Here is a 20,249-nt window from a genome sequence, read left to right as displayed (position 1 = left end):
GTTTCCCCCTTGTTCATTACTTTGTCCTCTTAGTATACCCTTGAAGTGAATAGGATGTATTGGTTTTACTATGAAACACTGTGATTTTCATGCTCTGTCGATTAGAATACGAAACGATGACTGAAACGCAAAAAAGTGAACGAGTCAGTTCACTTTTTAATTGCAGCCAATGTATGAAGAAGCCGGTGCACTTTCTTTCGTAATCTTTCGTGTAAAATCACATCAGGTTCCTTCTCTTTCGCATTGACAGAAGCGATACAAAGATGATGGATGGGGATGCTCGTCTTTTGTTGAATGATCTGCATAAGCTGGCCCATCAGCTGAATAGACGCTCCATCTGATAAAGACCCTTTCAGCACAAGCCAAACAGTCAGCTCTTCTTGCTGACGCATCCCGTAAAGAACCATATCCTCTTCATTGTCTTCTGCGGCGTATTGCTTTGGTCCGTCAGATTGGCCGAGAAACAAGCTATCCTCACAACCATCTAGCATTTCATGAAGGGTCTCATTTCCCGTTACGAGTGATCTTTTCCAAAAGAAGCCTCCGCTTTTCTCATGTGAAGAAAGTATACGAAGCGGCTGTTTGATGGAAAACGTCATTCCTTTTGAGCCATGTGCTCTCCAGCCATCCGCTAACTTCACACTTGATGCTTTAGAAGTGGCAGCAGGTTCAATCATCAGCTGTGGGTTTGCTCGCAGTGGATGCTGAAGCGGTGTAACACTTGTTTCATACACACGGTTGATCCGCTCTGTCGTCAAGACGTGATGCGGTTGTCCTAACATTTCAGCCTTTCCTTCATGGAGCAATAGTAGCCGATCGCAATAAAGACTGGCGATGTTTACATCATGAAACACACCGACCACCGTTAATCTAGAGGAAGTGGTCTCTTCTTTAATTAAATCAAGCAATTCTTTTTGATAGGCTAAATCAAGAAAACTTGTTGGTTCATCCAGTAATAAATATTCAGGCTGCTGAGCTAACGCCTGAGCCAAATACACACGCTGCTGTTCTCCCCCACTTAACTCATGGATGGATTGATTCTTAAATTGAGCAACATCCGTTTGTTCCATCACTCTGCTTACGACCTGCACATCTTCTTTCGTGACAGATTGCAGCCATCCTTTTTGATAAGGATAACGCCCAAATTGAACAGTTTCTTCGACTGTAAACGAGAAGGCCTGCTCGGTTTTCTGCGGTAAAACAGCTAGTTTTTGCGCAAGCACCTTTGAGCGGTAGGATTGAATTGGCTGATCGCTCAGACATACTTGACCGCTCTCTGGTGCTAAAATACCTGCTATCATTTTGAGCAAGGTCGTCTTGCCGCTCCCATTTGGTCCAAGTATACCGAGAAATTCTCCTTGCTTCACATTAAAACTGATGCCACGAATGACCTCTTTCTCACCATATCCACCTCTGACATCCTTCACTTGAATCATAGATGCGTTCCTCCTCTATATCTGCGAATGAGGATGATGCCAAATACAGGTGCACCAATTAACGCAGTAATGATGCCAATAGGCAATTCAGTCGGCTCAATGATGGTACGGGATAACACATCTGCTAAAACGAGAAAGGAAGCGCCATTCAGCATAGACAAAGGCAGCAGATGCCGATGATCCGTGATCGCTAAAAGACGGATAAAATGCGGGATCACAAGCCCCACAAATCCGATCGTTCCTGATACTGCTACCGCACTTCCAGTCAAAATTGAACCAGCAAGCAGAACCACATATTTGCTCCGTTTCACATGAACCCCTAATAGCTTTGCCTTTTCTTCGCCATATGTCATGACATTCAAATCTCGCCCCATCAACATGAGCGCAAAGGTACCAACGAGAAAGAAAGGGAGGAAAAGGGCGATATAACGCCAACCCCTCATGGACACACTGCCAAGAAGCCAATGAATAATCTCTTTTAGATCATCACCCGTTAAAGCGATCATTAATGAAATAAGCGCTCCCAAAAAAGAGCTAAAAATCACTCCTGTCAAGATTAAAGAGGAGATGCTCATCCCCCGATGAACAAGACGTGCAAAAAAGAGGACGAGACATAGTGTTACAAGCGCTGTTGTCATACTGAAAAAAGGCAGTGTAAAACTGCCCAACAAGGGGAGCTGCCAGCTAAAAAATAAAGTCGCAACGGCTCCAACAGATGCCCCTTGAGAAACCCCTAGCGTATAAGGATCAGCGAGAGGATTTTTTAATAAACCTTGAAAGGCTGCACCAGATAACGCCAGCGCTGCCCCGACTAATGCCGCTAATATCACTCTCGGCAGTCGGATGTTCATCATAATATTGCGATCAATGGTATCAATGGTTCCGACCTGGACACCAAATAGTTCATGAACAAATATACGAAGAATAGAAGGAATGGGAATCCCTAAACTGCCAAATGAGATTCCCATTCCAATGCTTACCACAAGAAGTAAAGCACTTAGTGTGTATGCGATGATATATTTATTTGAACGTGTCAGGATAAATGCTTTTCGCAAGAGCCTCGACTCCTTCAATCAATCGCGGTCCCGGTCTTGATGCGAGATCCGTATTCAATTGAAAGACTTGTTTTTCTTTGACTGCTTTGATCGTATTCCAGCCGTCTCTTTTTTTCAGATCAGTTAAGCTGGAACCATCAATTGTGACAATGACATCAGGATTTCGTTTGATAATCGATTCTTCCGTCATTTGCACCCAGCCAGTTTGGTCGGCCGCGGCATTTTTTGCATGAATGACAGAAAGCATTTCGTCCATAAATGTATGTTGACCTGTTGTATAGATTTCAGGAGCACCTGACACTTCAACAAAGACTGTTTTTTGTTTGTCTTTAGAGATCGCATCTGCTTGTTTCTTGATGTTATTCAATTTTGCTTTCATCTCGTCTACAAGCTTTGTTGATGCTTCTTTTGCACCTGTTGATTCACCGATCATATTGATCGATTTGTACACATCCTTAAAGGAAGTGGCATCATTTACAGTCAGCACTTGAATACCTGCATCTTCAAGCTGTTTAAATCCATCTTTTGATCCCATCTGTGATGCATGTGCTAATACAAGATCAGGTTTTAATGAAATGACCTTCTCTACATTGAATTCAAGACCACCAATCTTCTCTACCTTTTCGACTTCCTTTGGATAATTATCAAAATCTGATCGTCCGACCATTTTGTCTCCAAGACCAAGTGCATAGGCAACCTCTGTATTACTTGGAATTAAAGAAACAATCCGCTTAGGCTGTTCTTTGATTTCGACTGTTTTGCCAGCTGCATCTTTAATTGATACAGGAAATGCCGCAGCTGCTGTTTCTTTATTTTGTGAACCCGTTGATTTGTGATCTGTTTCAGCACCTGCACATCCTGCTAAAACACCCATCACTAGCAATAAAGATAGCCAAATGGCTGTTAACTTTTTCATGAATGAACCCCCTGCTTTATGTACTGCTTGACGAAATCTCTTTCGTCAATTCTTTTCTAATTTCGGGAATATTATACTACAGTGCAGATAGGTTGTATATGTGATTTCTAAAAGCGTCTTTTCTGACGTTATAAAAGAAAAACAGCCTCTAAAAAGACTGTTTTTCACTCTTCTAACGGTTGATTTGTTCCCCATTGATGACGACTTTCTGAAAAGAAGGAGAGACTGCATGCTCTAAAGAAAGTGGATACGTCACATCATCTATCACACAATCTTTCATTTTGAAATGTGTGACTGGGGAATGTGAGTATGCGGCTATTTTCACACCATATCGTCCGCCAATGCTTTTTAGTCCTTCTACTTCAATATGACGTACAACAGGACGGTGAGGACCAGCATCTCCTTCCTCATACATCATGTCGATACAGACAACTTCATGCTTTAAGCTTTTGACTGTATTGTTTTTAAAATAAATGTGTTCAATGGTACCGCCTCGGACAGAGTTGGTTTTAATGCGCAGTGCCCGGTCAAGGTTTGGACTATCCATTAAATTATCCTCTGCGTATACATACCTGACCCCGCCAGAGATTTCACTCCCGATCGTCACTCCGCCGTGTCCATCACGCATTTCATTTCTACGAATGACAATATTTTCAGATGGGACCCCGATTCTCCGTCCGTCCTCGTTTCTGCCTGATTTAATGGCAATACAATCATCTCCATTATCAAAATAACAATCTTCAATGAGCACATTCCGACAAGACTCTGGATTCACACCGTCTGTGTTTGGTCCATGCCCGATGATATTAACCCCGCGGACGGTGACATTTTCACTTAACACCGGATGAATTTGCCACATTGGTGAATCCTTTACTGTTACTCCTTCAATGAGAACTTGTTGACATTGGTATGGCTGTATAAAGCTCGATCTTAAATAATGACCTTCTCCAAAAACTCTCTCCTCCACCGGTATTCTCTTTTCAGCCATTTCAAACAGAAGCTGACGATCTCGATCCTGAGAGGGTTGACCATTTGTTCCATACTTCCAAGGCCACCAATGATGCTCATCACCTCTCCCGTCAAGCGTTCCAGCTCCTGTAATGGCGATGTTTTCTGCATGGTGAGCATAAACGAGCGGAGAATAATTATAAAGCTCTATTCCTTCATATCTTGTCAGTACGAGTGGAAGGTAATCGCGTGGATCTTGGCTGAATGTCACATAGGCGTTCTCATGGAGATGAAGCTCTACATTGCTTTTCAATTCAAGAGCTCCTGTCAAAAACGTCCCTTCAGGAATCAGCACACGCCCCCCTTTCAAACGATGTGCATCGTCGATTGCAGACTGAATAGCACTTGTAGAAAGCTCAATCCCTTTTTCGTCTGCACCATAATGAATCACATTGAATTCACGATCGGGGAACATTGGCGCTTTTATCTGCTTTAACACATGACCCATACCGTTTACTTCTTTGTCTTTCTTCCCTTGCTTTGCTAAACGTGCGAGTCCGATTCCTGTTAGTACCGTTCCTGCTGTGATATACATCAAATCCCGTTTTTTAGACATTTTCTCATCCCCCAATCGCCTTAAAGTGTGACACCTGTTTTAAAAATAGCCAGCTCTCTAAAATTGTTTTTTTCATGATTTAATAGCTTTCCACTCGCCACATCAATAACCGTTGAAATGAATTTTTCTAACACAACATCTTCTGGTACATCCTCAAGCAATTCACCAGCATTAAAGTCAATCCAGTGTTTTTTTGTTTCATATAAGGCTGTATTGGTTGATACCTTCATCGTTGGGACAAATGTGCCAAACGGTGTCCCTCTGCCTGTTGTAAAGAGCACCATCTGACAGCCAGATGCTGCAAGAGCGGATGAAGCAACCAAATCATTACCAGGCGCACTTAATAAATTCAGTCCTTTTCGTTTCAGCAGCTCTCCGTATTTCAATACATCTTTGATATCAGAAGTACCTGCTTTTTGTGTACAGCCGAGAGATTTATCTTCTAATGTCGAAATTCCACCTGCTTTATTTCCCGGGGAAGGATTTTCATATACTGGCTGTCGATGATCCAGAAAGTATTGTTTAAAATCATTGATCATTTGCACAATATTGTCGAAAGTCTCTTCTGATTCCGCTCGCTCCATTAAGATTGTCTCAGCACCAAACATTTCGGGCACTTCTGTTAACACCGTCGTTCCGCCTTGGGCCACAATAAAATCGGACAGCCTGCCCAAAAGCGGATTTGCAGTAATACCAGAGAACCCATCTGATCCTCCGCACTTCAAGCCGATTTTTAGCTCAGATAACGGGATCTCTTCACGCTGATCTTCTTTCACCGCGTCATAAATTTCCTTCAGTAATGCAACTCCCGTCTCAATTTCATCCCCTACTTCTTGGCTTCTTAAAAATTTCACCCTCGCACGGTCATACTCACCCAATGTCGATTGAAAATCTTCAATATCATTGTTTTCACAACCAAGCCCTAGAACGAGTACCCCTCCTGCATTTGGATGCTTCACGGCATTTTGTAAAATGGTTTTTGTATTTTCATGGTCGTCCCCAAGCTGTGAGCACCCATAATTGTGCTTTAATACAAGAGCTGTTTCAAAAGGGTGAATGTTTCCGCCCATTTCAGCAGTGAATATTTGGATGATTTGATCGGCAATACCATTAACGCAGCCGACGGTTGGGACGATCCAAAGCTCATTGCGTATGCCACTTTCGCCATTTTTTCGTTTATAGCCTTTAAATGTAAAATTCGTTTTTCCATAGGGATTTTCTGTTAAAGAAGGCCGATATTCGTAATCGAGCTTGCCGGATAGATTGGTTTTAATGTTATGCGTATGCACCCATTCTCCGGCAGAAATCGCATTCGTTGCATGACCAATCGGATAACCATATTTGATGATATTCTCTCGTTGTTTAATATCAGCCAAAGCAAATTTATGACCTTTTGCGACGGTCTCTTTTAAGACAACGGGATGTCCTTGATGCTGTAGCTCCTCGCCTTGCTCAAGCACTTTTAAAGCGATCCCTACATTATCTGAAGGGTGAATCACAATAAAGTCTTTCATGCCTTCTCCCCCTGACTTTCATATTGATGATGGAGCATTCGGTGAACAGCTGCTCTCATCCCATGCTCCTGTATGAAGGTAAGCTGATCAGCTACCGCGTGGCTCAATCCTTCTATATCGGTTAAATCCCTTCCCCATAATTGCTCGTTTGAAAGAATGTGGACTGCAATCGTGTCATTGGAATGGTTCTCCTCTTCCCAGGCTTCCTTCATCAATGTCATCACAGTCTCATCATCCTTTACCTTATCTGCGCTTGCTCTGTAAAAATAAATGAGACTGCTCAGTGAAAAGACGAGCTTCATTGGTAACTGTTTCTTTAGCACGACATAATCAAGCAAGGACGGGAGAATACGCGTTTGAAATTTAGATACACCATTCAAAGCAATATCCAGTAATTGATGCTTCACAAATGGATTGCAAAAGCGGTCCCAAACAGATTGTGTATAAAGAACCAGCTCATCTTCTGGAAGCTTCAGCCCTGGCAGTACTTCCTCCTCCAGCATATGTCGGATGAACGGACCAACATGCTCATCTTCCACAGCCTCTTTTACGGTCTCTAAACCACAAGAATACGCAATCGGCACCATCGCTGTATGTGCTCCATTTAGAATGCGGACCTTGCTCATTCTGTAAGGCGCAATATCCTCTACAAAAAGCACATTTAATCCTGCTTCTTGAAAAGGAAGCTCTTTTTCCACAAAGGCAGGGGCTTCAATGACAAACAGGTGATAATATTCTGCCGTGACAAGCAATTCGTCCATATACCCTTCTTCCTTTTGTACGGCTTCAGCCGCTTCCTGAGAAAATCCAGGTACAATCCGATCCACAAGCGTATTACAGAACGTGTTGGCTTCCTTTATCCAAGTTATAAAGGCTGGCGGAAGATCCCACTCATCTGCCATGCCGATCACATATTCTTCTAATCGATCACCATTGTGCTCGACCAATTCACAAGGCAGGATAATCAGCCCCTTTTGCTCATCTCCAGAAAACGCTTTAAACCTTTGATACAAAAAGGCCGTTAGCTTTCCTGGAAAACTGGCCTGCGGCCGATCCTCCAAGCGATCCTCTTTTCTGAGCACAAGCCCTGCCTCTGTCGTGTTGGAGAAGACAAAGCGCAAATCCGGGTTTTCAGCTACATGTAAAAAGCCTTCGTAATCGGTATACGTACTGATTCCTCTGCTAATCGATTGGATGACCATGCGTTCATTCATTTCTTTCTGGTCATGATAGCCCTGAATACATAAGGTGTACAAACCATCTTGTTCATTTAAAGCTGTAACTGACCCTTTTCGAGGAGGAACAACAACGGCTCTTCCTTTAAAATCTGTGCAGTCGTTCAGCTTTTGGATGTGCCAATTGATAAATCCACGCATAAAATTCCCTTCACCGATTTGCAAAATCGTTTCCGGATACTCAGCCGCCGGGTATATAGCTTTAGATAGTCGTTTCAAATGGTTTCCCCTCCCTGTATGTTTATGCACACGTGAACATTTCTTCCTAAAAAGGTACTGATTACTGCACCTTTTTAACTGAATCTCTGATCATTAGTTCTGTGTGTACATACACTTTTTCCATATGATCTTCTTCTTGCTCTTCACCGTTTATGACTGAAAGGATGGCTTCTGCTCCAAGTGCACACATTTTTTCAATCGGCTTTTTCACTGTTGTGAGTGCAGGCGTGGTATAGGATGAAAATGCAATATCATCAAAACCGATAATAGAGATATCGCCTGGACACGTTTTGCCTTTTGCATATAAAGCATTCATTGCACCAATGGCCATGTCATCGTTTGAGCAAAAAAGCGCTGTTGGCGGATCATCAAGAGAGAGCAATGTTTCCATTGATTCATAGCCGCTTTTCATGTGATAGTCGCCTGTGATCATGTATTCTTTCTTCATGGGCACATGATGATCAATTAACGCTTGCAAAAAACCAGCTTTTCTTTCCTGAGTCGATTTAAAGCCTTCTTTCCCCTCAATGATAGCGATTTGTTCATGACCGTGCTGAATGAAATAGTCCGCTGCTTGGTATGCCCCTTGACTATCATCAGCTAATATATTCATTACTTCATTACTTTCCACACGGCGATTTAGCACAATGATGGGAATGCCCTGTTTTTTCACATGATGGATAAACGCTTCATCGTGCTCGCTTTGACTCATGAGCAAAATGCCATCATAGCGTTGTTTATGAATGGTCGTGTAATCGTGAAAGTCGTCAATTCCTCGTACAAACAGATTATAGTGCTCTGTCATGACACTGTTGACGCCTTTTAACGCATCCACAAAGAAACTTGAGGATGTGCCTTCTGTTAAACTCGTAAAGAATAGACCGATTGTAAATGATTTTTGTGATACAAGGCCTCTGGCATGGACATTCGGTGAATAATTCAGCTGTTTTGCAATCGACAAAATCTTTTGTTTTGTCTTCTCTTTAATAAAAGGACTGTTATTCAAAGCCCTTGATACCGTGGTATGAGAGACATTTGCCAATTTTGCTATGTCTTTGATTGTGACTGTCATGCTATTCCGCCTTTTATGATTTTTTACCATCTTATCATAAAACCGCTTTCATTTTCTCTCATTTTTCTTCATGTAATCTTGCTTTGATGCTGGAGCTGCTTTGCCCGGTCAAATTGAAAATACTGCTTGGCATTTTCATAGCTGATTCCTTTCACGATTCCTCCAAGCAGCTCGAGATCATGTGGTGCTTCTCCTTTTTCTACCCAATCTCCGATAATGTCACATAGCAGTCTGCGGAAATATTCATGTCTTGTATATGACAGAAAGCTTCGTGAATCTGTCAGCATACCAATGAAACGGCTGATCAGTCCAATACTGGAAAGAGCCATCATCTGCTCTGTCATTCCTTGCTTCGTATCATTAAACCACCAGGCTGTGCCGTGCTGCATCTTCCCAGGTGTCTTCCCATCTTGAAAGCTTCCAGCCAATGTTGAAATCACCACATTATCCCTAGGATTCAAGGAGTAGAGGATGGTTTTTGGTAGTGCGTGTTCTTGTTCTAAGCGATCTAATATGCGGCAAAGCGGCTTGGCAATGTCCTCATCATTCATCGCATCATATCCCGTATCAGGTCCAAGCCGCTCAAACATTTTCGTATTGTTGTTTCTAAGCGCATTGATATGAAGCTGCATCGCCCAGTCCCGCTCACAGTATGCCTGACCTAGCACAATGAATGTCTGCGTTTTAAATTTGATCTTCTCTTCTTCCGTCAATGGATGCCCAGACAGCCTTTTGTGAAAGATGATTTCGACTTCTTCCTCTGTCGTTTCTTCATACGTCATTTCATTGATGGCATGATCTGAGATCAAACAACCCTGTTCATGGAAGAAATCAATTCTCACACGTAGCGCTTTTAAAAAGTCTTGATAGGATTGTATGGTGATAGCGGAAACCTCTGCCAGCTGTTGAACATACTCGACAAACAGATCATTCGTTATATCGAGTGCCTTATCAGGCCTAAACCCTGGCAGCACTTGCACAGAGAATCCTTCTTCCCGCAGTTTCTGATGATAGTGAAGCGTATCGACCGGATCATCTGTTGTCACAACCGTTTCAACATTCGATTTCACAATGAAGTCTCTCGCACCAAAACCCTCTCCCTGCAGCTTTTCATTTACTTTTTTCCAGATGATGTCTGCGTTCTCCTCATTCAAAAGTTCCTCAACATCAAAATATCGCCTGAGTTCTAAATGGGTCCAGTGATAGAGCGGATTTCCTATAGTCATTGGAACGGTCTTTGCCCACGCTAAAAATTTCTCATGGTCTGAAGCATTCCCTGTTACGTGCGTTTCGGGTATGCCATTTGCTCTCATGGCACGCCATTTGTAATGATCTCCATAAAGCCATGCTTCGGTTATGTTTTGGAATGTTTTATTTTCATAGATTTCTTTTGGACTTAAATGACAATGGTAATCTATAATCGGAAGGTCTTTTGCAAACTCATGGTATAGCTTTTCCGCCGTTTGACTGTTTAGTAAAAACTGCTCATCTAAAAAGGCTTTCATGAAACTCCCCCATCTCTCTTATAGAATCAAACATAATTTGTTCACGTTAACAATTTTATTGTAATCGTTTACAAAGTTGATTTCAATCCTAAAACAGGAAAAAACGATCTCCTTTTGAAAGGAAAATCGTTTTTTGGCTATTTTACAGGTGATGATTTTTTTAGGACAATCACAATAGTTGTTCCTTCACCTAGTTCACTTTCAACTTGAATATCACCGTCATGCAGCAAGACGAGCTCTTTTGCAATCGCCAGCCCGAGTCCTGTTCCATTCGTTGGATCGTTCGTATTTGTTCCTCTGTAGTAGCGGTTAAATAAATGGTCAACCGTTTCTTGTTCCATTCCGCATCCGTTGTCTTTCATTTCGATCCGAACTTCCTTATTTGTTTCAGATAAGGTAGCTGTAATATGAGTTCCTTTTTGGTTATGCTTGACTGCATTCGCTAGCAGGTTCTCAATCACTCGTCTGAACCAGGCTTTGTCGATCTCAAACATGACACCATCAGTTTGATCTTCGAAGGAGGATGGGAAATCTTCTGAAAATGAGCTCCTTGAAAACTCGTCTATAATGGATGCTAAGAATTCACCGAGCACGACAGGTTTTCGATTAATAGGCAATGCGCCATTTTTTAGTCGATACGTGAGGTTTAAATCCTCAATCAAGGTCGACATGTACTCTGATTTTTCACGGATGACCTGTCCCATTTCCATGACTTCTTCCTTGGACCATTGATATTGATTGGATTCAAGCATCAGTCCATAGCCGTAAATCGTACTAAGGGGCGTTTTCAAATCATGAGACAATCCTGCAATCCATTCTTCTCTTGTGGTTTGAATTTTTCTGCGGTTTGCTTCATTCTCTTTTAAGGTATTCGTGAGCTGATCCATTGTTTTGAGGATATCCTCAAACAATCGGTATTCCCGCTTAATACGGCCCTTTTTATTTTTACTAACTGGAATCCCTTTTCTGTTTGTTGGTTCCTGCAATTTATTTCTTGATAAAAAAATCAGCCAGCGAATAATGTGATAGATCGGCAGCCCATAGCGATACGAGTACCATGATGTCATGACGATAATAATAGTGAGTGCAAGACCTGCAATCAAGATGGTTCTATATTGATTTAAAGCATCTGTCTCTTTATCATACAATTCGTCTGGGCTATATACTTTGTTTGGTACCGAAACGATCAAATATAGATTTTTATTCACTCTGATATAAGATAGGTCACTTCTAAACTCCCAAGGCTTCGATTGGTACTTAAGCAATTCAACATCTGTTACGTTATGTTTCAAATCGTTTTTGGCTCGAATGCCTTTTAAGTATTTTCCTTCTTCATTGAACAGGTGCACCGATCCATTCATTCTTTTCAAGAATTCTTTCGTTTCAAGCGAATATTGAGAAAGTGCAGCCAGATTTTTCTCATGCTGCTTAAGATAATTGGCTACCTTTGTGCTGTTCGTTTTGAACCCATATAACACGATAAAGCTTTCTTGATCAATCTCAATTGGCCAGAAGTACATCTTGTAATCTTTAAATTGTCTTTTTTCAAAGATCTTGATCATTTCATCCTTTTGATAGGATGTTGGAATATTTTTAGGAAGGTGATAGCTATATACGTTATGTTTTTTTGAATCAATCACTTGCAGCCAGCCGTCACGTTTTTTCACTGCTTGCTTGAGTTGATCTTCGGCTTCCATTTTGCCATCCTCGTTAAAATAGAGCCAGCTCATGAGTGTGTCCCCATCAGCCTTTGTTAAACCAGTTTCGGTCATATTCTCATAGTGTTTTTTATAATATAGATTCTCAGTAAACGTATTCCCGATCAGCAGAATCGCAATGACGATAAACATCTGTCCGACAAAGTGAAAGAAAAGTTTTGTTCGTAAATTCATGAATTAATTAAGAACCTTCACAGGGTGCGGAATAAATTTATATCCCATACCACGGATGGTCACAATATATTCAGGCTGACTTGGATCTAATTCAATCTTTTCTCTCAGCTTTCGAATATGAACCATGACGGTGTTGTTATCACCATACGACGGGACGCCCCATACTTTCTCATAGATTTGATCTTTTGAAAGAACCACATTCGGATGATCACAAAAGTACTTCAGCAAGGATAGAAGCTGAGCTGAGCATGCCGTCATCTCTCCTCTCACTTTCAGTTCGGCTGCATGAGGATGATAGGAGAAATGGGCATATTCATATTGGTTTTGAGCCTCTTCTTGCTCTTCCTGTAAGGAGATATATGTTCGGTTTAAGTGGGCCTTAATTCTAGCCACTAGCTCTAACGGGTTAAATGGCTTTGTGATGTAATCGTCTGCGCCTTGCGCAAAGCCGGTCAGTTTATCTACATCAGACGTTCTTGCAGTTAAATAGAAAATGGGTGCTTTCGTATATTTTCTCATTTCAGGAAGCACGTCAAAGCCAGATTTACCGGGCATCATCACATCTAGAAGTAAGAGGTGGATATCCTCGTTTTTGACTACATCTAATGCTTCATCTGCATGGTAGGCTTTATAAATATGTTGAAATCCTTCTTTTTTTAATACGCGTTCAACCATTTTTACAATTGCTTCTTCGTCATCTGCAATCAATATTTTTGCTGTTTCCACGCATCTCTTTCCTTTCCAGCTATGATCTCTAACCGTATATTACCATTGTCTAAAGTAAAAAAGTACCTCTTTTCTGCATAAAAGCGAAAAAATATCAACTGGAGAAAATGGAAGCACTAGGTATTTTCGGGGAACACAAAAAAACCCGGTAGCCACACCGAGTTCCTTGTCCATCTATTATCCATTCACAGCTTCTAGCTTTCTTTCATGATTCATTAAGTCATATGTTAAACAGATCGGCTTATTTGTTCTAGGATCAAGAACAATTTCTGCATCAATGTGGAACACCTGACCGAGTACCTCTTTGGTCATGACCTCATGAGGTGTACCATCTTTTATGACTTTTCCTTGATTGAGAGCGATCATGTAATGTGAAAAGCGCGCTGCATGATTCAAATCATGAATGACCATCAGCACAGTTCGGCCCTGCTCTCTGTTTAAGCGTTCTAATAGCTGAAGAATCTCAAGCTGATGCGCAAGATCTAAATATGTCGTAGGTTCATCTAATAGGAGCAGCTCTGTTTCCTGAGCAAGTGCCATCGCAATCCATACACGCTGACGCTGTCCACCGGAGAGTGCTTCAATTGGCCGGTCATGAAAAGCGATCATCCCAGTTTCCTCAAGCGCCCATCTGATGATTCGTTTATCTTCATTTGATAAACGTCCAAATCCATTTTGATGTGGGAAACGTCCATATGACACTAGCTCATAGACTGTCAGCCCGCTTGGAGCTTCGGGAGTCTGCGGTAAGATCGCCATTTGTTTTGAAATTTCTTTTGTTGGCGTTTGATGGATGGCCTGGCCATTTAAGTAAACAGCTCCTTGATTGGACTTCATGATACGGGACATTGTTTTTAAAATCGTTGATTTCCCGCACCCATTCGGTCCAATCAATGTCGTCACCTTGCCTTTTGGGATACTGATATTTAAATCGTCTACAATCAAACGGTCATTATAGCCAATACAAAGTTTTTCTGTTTCGAGCGATTTCATATGTTGTACTCTCCTTCCTTATTAGTTCGTTTTCATCAATAAGTAAATGAAGTAAGGTGCGCCTAACGCCGAAACGACAAGACCAACTGGCACCTCTGATGGTGCAAGTATGACGCGGCCAAGTGTATCTGCCAGTAATAATAGTAGCGCGCCAATCAGAGCTGAGGCTGGGATCATTGCTTGATGCTTCGGTCCAACAAGCTTTCTCGCCAAGTGTGGCGCAGCTAATCCTAAGAAAGAAATACTTCCTGCAACAGCGACACTAGCACCTGCTAATGCAACAGCAACCAGCATAAAAAAGCTTCTTTCTTTATGAACTGAAATCCCTAAGCCGTAGGAAAGCTGGTCACCCAAATTCATGATATTTAAGTAGCGTGCTCTTACAATCGCTAATACAAGGAAAATCAGCATCCATGGCAGGACAGCCAGGACATACGTCCAGCTTGAGCCCCAAATGCTTCCAGATAACCACACAATGGCTTGGTTAAAATCATTTGGGCTCATTTTTAATTGAATCACCACAATCGCTGCTGAAAATGCAGCATTGACGCCAATACCAGTTAAGATCAAACGAACAGGTGTGATGCCCTTTTTCCACGCTAACACATAGATGAGAAATGCAGCAAAGCCTGCACCTACAAAAGCGAAGAGCGGCAGTACAAAGATCGTTAAATCACCTAAGTTTGACATAGAGCCTTGGAAAGCAAAAATAAACAAAACCACTGCAAAGCCTGCGCCCGCATTGACACCAAGAATGCCGGGATCGGCTAAACCGTTTTGAGAAACACCTTGCCAAATCGCTCCTGATACAGCGATAGATGCGCCAACAAGTAAAGCGATGACCATTCTTGGAAGTCTGAACTCGAATAATACAAGCTCATCCATTTCACTTCCGAATCCAAAAAATGTTTTCAATGTATCCATCGGAGAAATGCGAATTTCTCCGGTATTTAAACTAATAAGGAACACAGCCACGATCGCCAAAAAGATCATGAGCATCGTTCGTTTGTATTTCTTTTTCTTTGCCTGCTGCACCATTTCCATCTAAATCCCGCTCCTTTCACGTCTAGCTAAATATAAGAAGAAAGGAACGCCTATAATTGCAGTAATGGCACCGACTGGCGTTTCAAATGGGGCATTGACCAGCCTTGCAGCAATGTCTGCATAAATTAACAGAACCGCCCCTAAAATAGCTGAGCATGGGATAATCCATCGATAGTCAACTCCGACCAAGAAACGAGTGACATGAGGAATCACAAGCCCGATAAAGCCAATAGAACCGGCCACTGACACGGCAGCACCTGTTAGTAGAATGACGACCAATATTCCAAGTACCTTGACAGTTTTCGTGTACTGTCCAAGCCCTTTTGCCAATTCATCCCCTAAGCTGAGAACAGTGATCGAGCGGGCAAGAATCATTGCGATGATCAGTCCTGCAATCGCAACCGGAATAATGATGTGAATATTGCTCCAATTCACACCTGCCACACCGCCAGCATACCAAAAGCTCATATCTTGAGCGACGTCAAACCGGATGGCAATTGCTGAGGAGATGGAGCTTAAAAGTGCCCCAACAGCCGTACCAGCTAGTGCGAGCTTCACTGGGGTCAATCCACCCTTTGAAAGAGTACCGACACCAAACACAATAGAGGCAGCGAGTGCTGCACCAACAAATGACCAAAGAATTAATGTAAAAGAAGATTGTCCTGGGAAAAAAGCAAACGCAATGGCAATCGCAAATGCAGAGCCATTTGTCACACCCATAATTTCAGGAGACGCAAGCGCATTTCTTGTCATGCCTTGCATAATAGCCCCCGATACGGCTAAAAAGGCACCGACGAGTGCTGCTCCAATTGTACGAGGCAACCTTAATTCTCGGATGATTTGATGTGAAGTTTGTTGTGGATCAAAATGAAAGACGGCATCCCACACAGTGTGCAAATGAATGTTCGCCGCTCCTAATGATACCGATAAAAAAACACCAAATGCTAAAGCGATGATTCCTATGATGACAACAACTGCTGTTCCAAAGGGCTTCGTGACAATTTCGATCACATCGTCTTTGGCTGGCAGCTGTTTATTCGATTGTGAGCCCAAAACCAGTCTCTTCCTTTCCGTTCATATCTATTCCTTATCAGTGATAATGATTATCAATCTCGAAGTCTAGTATATCACTTTCTTTTCTTTTTGAAATCATTGTTCTGATAATTTTCTTTATTTTCATTGAAAAAATAGGAGAATTTCTTCATTTTGATATAGGTCCTAAATAGCCGATGTATTTTTGCTTCCAACGTGTTACGATATAATTGAAATTGAGAATCATTATCAAAAATGATTGAATAGGAGAGATCTTTTGTGAAAAAACGAACTGGATTTCTTTTGATTTCCTTAACCATCCTCATGCTTTTTACAGCTGCTTGCGGCAGCACTTCAAATAAAAAATCTACAGCCAAAAAAAATGACACGATTACTTATCAGGATGCAAAGGGCGAGGTCAAACTCCCTCAAGATCCGAAACGAATTGTGCTACTTGCAGATAGCTACTATGGGGACCTTATCACACTTGGTAAGACGCCAATTGCTGCAACTGCGTCCATCTTTAAAAATCCTTTCTATCAAGGAAAAACGGATGGGGTCAAAAATCTTGGAAAGACTCCCTCTGTTGAAAAAGTAGCAGCTTTGAAGCCCGATCTGATTATTGCTTGGGGAGAAGATGAAAAATTTGATCAATATAAAAAAATTGCCTCAACAGTTGCGATTAAATACAATCAATATTCTTTTAAAGATCAACTAAAAGAATTCGGAAAAATGACAGGCACACCGAAAAAAGCAGCAGATTGGATCACAAAATGGAATGCCAAAATTGCTGAAGTGAAACCAAAAGTAACAAAAGCTGTAGGAAACAAAACCGTTTCGATCGTATCACCATATGATAAAGGCATTTTCATTTTCGGAAACACCTTTGCACGCGGCGGTGAAATTATTTATGACGAGCTGAAATTAAAAGCACCGAAAGCCGTCCAAAAAGAAGCCATCGACAGTGGTGTCGGCTATGCAAATATTTCTCTTGAGAAGCTACCAGAGTTTGCAGGCGATTATATTTTCACCAGCCCATGGAGCGGCTCAAAAAGTAATGGTGATCAAGTGTATAAAAGCAGCATCTGGACATCACTTCCTGCTGTTCAAAATAAACATGTATTTGAAATAGACCCGGTCGGTTACTTCTTTAATGACCCAGTATCACTAGAAGGACAGCTCGAGTTTATTGTGGACCGATTAACATCCACATCATAAAAAAACGTTTCTCCACTTTTGGAGAAACGTCCAGATTGTTGACAAAGGACTAAAATGATCTTTATTTTAGCCCTTTTTCTTCTTTTCAGCGTGATTGAAAACCTTTGAAGTCTAGGAAGGACGAGTACCGGAGCGAATTTGAGATTCGTGAGCACCGGCACGCAGGACTGACACCGAATGCGAGGGTTTGTCTACACGCTGAACGTTTCTCCATTTTTGGAGAAACGTCTTCCTTAATCCGTTCCTTTGGCAAATCCTTTTGACATGAATGGATAAAGCAGAATACCAACTAAGAACAGGCCTATTCCGAGACCAAATGTTTTCAAATCAGCTGTTCCTGAAATAATGACCCAAGCAGAATACCCCATAGCAACAAGCGCGATAATCCCGTCTCTTGTTCGATTACCTTTTTGAAGCTCATACGTGTCACCTTGCATAATAACCTTAAAGCTGTAGATCGAAGACACGATATACGGAATGAGATACGCAAGTGTCGCTGATGTTGTTAAAAAGGTAAAGGCTTCATTAATCGTGCGTGACATGACTGAGAAAATAAACAGCTGTGACATGATATTTGTGACAGTCAAAGCGAAGACAGGACTGCCTTTTTTGTTTGTTTTTGCAAACACTGCTGGGAAGTCGCCAGCCTTTGCTGCTTGATAAGGTACCTCTGAACCGAGTAAGATCCAGCCAAGCATTGAACCAAATAAACAAATGATCGCAAGCAGTGCCATGACAATCCCGCCAGCCGGCCCAATAATGAGCTGAAGCACATCCACGAATGGTTTGTCTGAGCCTTGCAATTGATCGTGCGGCAGAACGCCCATTGTAATCAGGGTAATAATCATGTAGATCGAAAGTGCGATTAAAAGACCCGTAATCGTTGCACGTTTCACATCACGCTGTGAAGACGCTCTCCCTGATAAAATAACCGCAGATTCGATTCCGATAAATGCCCATAGGGTGGAAATGGCCGCATGATGAATTTGGCCTCCAAGTCCGAGCACTCCTTCGCCCCCTGATGCAACCGGGAAGTAATAATGCTCAAATAATGCCGTTTGGAATGCAAATAAGCCCGCTACAATAAAAAGGACGAATCCGAGCACCTTTGAAAAGGTCGTAATAAAGTTTAATTTACTTGCAGCACTTAAGCTTGTGATTAAAATGGTATGTGTTCCCCATAGAAGGATGGTACATACGATAAAGGTCATGAGCTGACCAAGTGTGATCGCTTCTTTCCCAAAGGTAAAGATCACGGTCTTGACGGTTAAAATCGGGAAAAAGGTTGTTAAATAGCCGGCAAGGCTCGTAATAATCGCGACGTTACTAATCCAGCTTGCCACCCAATATCCCCATACCATTGTAAAACCGGCTGCTTTTCCTTTTTTCGGATCTTTAAAAAGCGCCCTTGCATAGCTTTGTGGTCCAGCCGTCAGCTGCGGCTTATGAATAGACAAATGCCCAAATACAAGTGCAATCATCAGCACACCACCACCTGTGACAAGCCATGCCATCGTCACACCTAAAGGACTTGCATGCTGGGCAAGCGTACTTGGCAGCATAAAGATGCCTGAACCTACCATATTTCCGACGACAAAAGCCGTCAATAACCAAAAACCCCATTTTTTTGTCTGTTCCATTTCCGTACCTCCGTTTTATTCACTTTGGACCAGACCCGGCAGTATCTTCATTGATATATTTGTGAAGCAATGACTTGCATTCTTTATGTTCATTATGGGTCACTTTCTTAACAGCATCCCCTTATCTTTATCACTCAGAACATAAAAAAAAGCCTGAACAAAAGTCCATGCTTTTCAAAACATACACCTTGATCTCCGGATAGCCCTCCACGCTTTTTAGACGTGGCAGTCCTGCATTTATTCAATGCAGACCCAGCATAAAGAAAGTTGGAGCTCTCTCTACACTTCGGCGCTGATGCCTTTTTTCTCATGATCAACGATTCCATCTCTCCCATGAGTGACTCATCATCCGCGCAACCTCTACCTCACTGAGACATAGCGTGAGGATTTCTATTCATTTTTACTACACGAAGGTTATCAAACATTCTCACATCTGTCAAAGGGAAAAACATAGAAAAAAGACAGAGGAGTGATTCTCTGCCTTTTACCTGCTTATTGATGATTGTTTTTCTTCTTCTGTACAGCTTCCTGAAGCGGATCGCCTGCTAGTTCTTTACTTGCTTCTTCTAACAGCTGATCTACCTGCTGATGGTCTTTTTCACTTTTTGCCTTTTTATCCTTTTGGAAAAATGACATCGCTGCTTCCCCCCTTTTCATAAAATGCGTATGCCTGTTTAATTTGTGCTACAGCGCTCAGCATTATACAAGGAGAAGTGGCTCATTCATCATGAAAGGTCTGTCTCATTTTTTGCAAATAAGCCAAAAAGGTCTTCAAGTCTTCCTCTGTGAAGTCTGACATCATATGCTGAATCACCTTTCCAAAAAGGCGTGTATGCTTTTCGTAAATAGCCAGCCCTTTTTCCGTGGCTTCTAACCGGACAAGTGAATGATCTTCCTTGTCCCGTTCTCTCTGAATATAGCCCTGCTCACATAATTTATTGAGTGCAATCGAGGCGGCACCTGGGTTTAAAGAAAGTCTTTGCTTTAGCTCTTCGGCATGTGACACTTTGCCTTGTATCAAAATAGAAAGAGCATATATCTGCGGAGGCGTGATGTCTTTTTCTAACTCAAGTAACTTGCGGTTTAATTTACGGCTGACTTCATAATGTACAAGAACAATTTCTTTTAAAATGTCTGCATTACTCATCCGAATCGCATCCTTATCGTTAGTATCAACATGACTTCCCT

The 20,249-nt window shown here is 41.9% G+C and carries 17 protein-coding genes and 1 riboswitch; of the genes, 1 reads left to right on the top strand and 16 read right to left on the bottom strand.

Annotated elements, in window-relative coordinates; all coding sequences use genetic code 11:
* Positions 1-149: 149 nt before the first annotated feature.
* The 13 genes from BA70_RS00760 to BA70_RS00700 form a co-directional block, all read right to left on the bottom strand.
* On the bottom strand, positions 150-1,436 hold the full coding sequence (locus tag BA70_RS00760; protein WP_034316884.1) for a heme ABC transporter ATP-binding protein: 1,287 nt from the start codon (positions 1,434-1,436) through the stop codon (positions 150-152).
* Positions 1,433-2,491 carry a FecCD family ABC transporter permease gene (locus BA70_RS00755; protein ID WP_034316881.1) on the bottom strand — a complete coding sequence of 353 codons (1,059 nt, stop codon included), beginning with the start codon at positions 2,489-2,491 and terminating at the stop codon, positions 1,433-1,435. The genes BA70_RS00760 and BA70_RS00755 overlap by 4 nt, the downstream gene beginning before the upstream one ends.
* On the bottom strand, positions 2,457-3,407 hold the full coding sequence (locus BA70_RS00750) for an ABC transporter substrate-binding protein (RefSeq protein ID WP_034316879.1): 951 nt from the start codon (positions 3,405-3,407) through the stop codon (positions 2,457-2,459). The genes BA70_RS00755 and BA70_RS00750 overlap by 35 nt, the downstream gene beginning before the upstream one ends.
* Positions 3,408-3,579: 172 nt before the next feature.
* Positions 3,580-4,971, bottom strand: a complete 1,392-nt coding sequence (locus BA70_RS00745) for a glycoside hydrolase family 28 protein (protein ID WP_034316875.1) — start codon at positions 4,969-4,971, stop codon at positions 3,580-3,582.
* Positions 4,972-4,991: 20 nt separating this feature from the next.
* On the bottom strand, positions 4,992-6,485 hold the full coding sequence (locus BA70_RS00740) for a UxaA family hydrolase (RefSeq protein WP_034316872.1): 1,494 nt from the start codon (positions 6,483-6,485) through the stop codon (positions 4,992-4,994).
* Positions 6,482-7,939 carry a tagaturonate reductase gene (locus tag BA70_RS00735; protein ID WP_034316869.1) on the bottom strand — a complete coding sequence of 486 codons (1,458 nt, stop codon included), beginning with the start codon at positions 7,937-7,939 and terminating at the stop codon, positions 6,482-6,484. Before BA70_RS00735 ends, BA70_RS00740 begins: the two co-directional genes overlap by 4 nt.
* A gap of 61 nt (positions 7,940-8,000) precedes the next feature.
* Positions 8,001-9,011, bottom strand: a complete 1,011-nt coding sequence (locus BA70_RS00730) for a LacI family DNA-binding transcriptional regulator (RefSeq protein WP_034316866.1) — start codon at positions 9,009-9,011, stop codon at positions 8,001-8,003.
* 68 nt (positions 9,012-9,079) lie between these two features.
* The gene (uxaC, locus tag BA70_RS00725; RefSeq protein WP_034316863.1) at positions 9,080-10,516 is read right to left on the bottom strand and encodes a glucuronate isomerase; all 1,437 of its coding nucleotides are present in this window, start codon (positions 10,514-10,516) and stop codon (positions 9,080-9,082) included.
* Positions 10,517-10,653: 137 nt separating this feature from the next.
* Positions 10,654-12,408 (bottom strand): HAMP domain-containing sensor histidine kinase, encoded by a 1,755-nt coding sequence (locus tag BA70_RS00720; protein ID WP_034316860.1) that lies wholly within the window; start codon positions 12,406-12,408, stop codon positions 10,654-10,656.
* A 3-nt stretch (positions 12,409-12,411) separates the two neighbouring features.
* On the bottom strand, positions 12,412-13,134 hold the full coding sequence (locus BA70_RS00715) for a response regulator transcription factor (RefSeq protein ID WP_034316857.1): 723 nt from the start codon (positions 13,132-13,134) through the stop codon (positions 12,412-12,414).
* Between the two features lie 177 nt (positions 13,135-13,311).
* Complete coding sequence (locus BA70_RS00710) at positions 13,312-14,127, bottom strand: ABC transporter ATP-binding protein (protein WP_034316854.1); 816 nt, start codon at positions 14,125-14,127, stop codon at positions 13,312-13,314.
* A 21-nt stretch (positions 14,128-14,148) separates the two neighbouring features.
* A complete protein-coding gene (locus BA70_RS00705) occupies positions 14,149-15,171 on the bottom strand; it encodes a FecCD family ABC transporter permease (protein ID WP_034316852.1) in 1,023 nt (340 codons plus the stop codon).
* A complete protein-coding gene (locus tag BA70_RS00700) occupies positions 15,172-16,224 on the bottom strand; it encodes a FecCD family ABC transporter permease (RefSeq protein WP_034316849.1) in 1,053 nt (350 codons plus the stop codon).
* A gap of 258 nt (positions 16,225-16,482) precedes the next feature.
* On the opposite strand from BA70_RS00700, the gene BA70_RS00690 reads away from it, so the two are divergent.
* Positions 16,483-17,421 carry an iron-hydroxamate ABC transporter substrate-binding protein gene (locus tag BA70_RS00690; protein ID WP_034316843.1) on the top strand — a complete coding sequence of 313 codons (939 nt, stop codon included), beginning with the start codon at positions 16,483-16,485 and terminating at the stop codon, positions 17,419-17,421.
* A gap of 233 nt (positions 17,422-17,654) precedes the next feature.
* Here BA70_RS00690 and BA70_RS00685 read toward each other — a convergent pair whose 3' ends face one another.
* The 3 genes from BA70_RS00685 to BA70_RS00670 form a co-directional block, all read right to left on the bottom strand.
* On the bottom strand, positions 17,655-19,061 hold the full coding sequence (locus tag BA70_RS00685; protein WP_034316840.1) for an amino acid permease: 1,407 nt from the start codon (positions 19,059-19,061) through the stop codon (positions 17,655-17,657).
* A gap of 192 nt (positions 19,062-19,253) precedes the next feature.
* Positions 19,254-19,432: riboswitch (Lysine riboswitch) on the bottom strand.
* A 121-nt stretch (positions 19,433-19,553) separates the two neighbouring features.
* Positions 19,554-19,697, bottom strand: a complete 144-nt coding sequence (gene sspJ, locus BA70_RS00675; RefSeq protein WP_008347117.1) for a small acid-soluble spore protein SspJ — start codon at positions 19,695-19,697, stop codon at positions 19,554-19,556.
* A gap of 82 nt (positions 19,698-19,779) precedes the next feature.
* On the bottom strand, positions 19,780-20,208 hold the full coding sequence (locus tag BA70_RS00670; protein ID WP_034316834.1) for a MarR family winged helix-turn-helix transcriptional regulator: 429 nt from the start codon (positions 20,206-20,208) through the stop codon (positions 19,780-19,782).
* Positions 20,209-20,249: the final 41 nt, after the last annotated feature.

The organism is Bacillus zhangzhouensis (genome assembly GCF_000715205.1).
GTDB lineage: Bacteria > Bacillota > Bacilli > Bacillales > Bacillaceae > Bacillus > Bacillus zhangzhouensis.
Note: the sequence above shows the minus strand (reverse complement) of the source record. Positions and strands in the feature narration are given on the sequence as shown.